This window comes from Flavobacterium sufflavum (genome assembly GCF_004016525.1).
GTDB classification, from domain to species: domain Bacteria; phylum Bacteroidota; class Bacteroidia; order Flavobacteriales; family Flavobacteriaceae; genus Flavobacterium; species Flavobacterium sufflavum.
Window position 1 is genome coordinate 1 of the sequence record NZ_SACJ01000034.1, and the last position, 382, is coordinate 382.

Consider the following 382-nt stretch of genomic DNA (forward strand, 5'->3'; position numbering starts at 1 on the left):
CATAAGGTTTGGTTCGGCTGATCGCTTACTACAGGTTGTGCATCATTTTGTAGGGTTACATTATCAAAAGCACTACATGTTCCATTGGTCACTGTCCATTTTACTGTTACACTTGTTCCTGCTGCCACTCCTGTAATTGTTGTTGCTGGCGAATTTGGTGTTGTTATTACAGCAGCACCAGATGCTCCTACAAAAGTCCATATACCGCTTCCCACCGATGGTGCAGTTTGCGTCATAGTGAATGTAGATGTATTGCATAAGGTTTGGTTCGGCTGATCGCTTACTACAGGTTGTGCATCATTTTGTAGGGTTACATTATCAAAAGCACTACATGTTCCATTGGTCACTGTCCATTTTACTGTTACACTTGTTCCTGCTGCCA

1 protein-coding gene is annotated in these 382 nt (G+C 42.7%); it reads right to left on the minus strand.

The features are described from left to right. On the minus strand, window positions 1-382 hold a 382-nt coding region (locus EOD40_RS18055), incomplete at both ends, for a hypothetical protein (protein WP_196781474.1).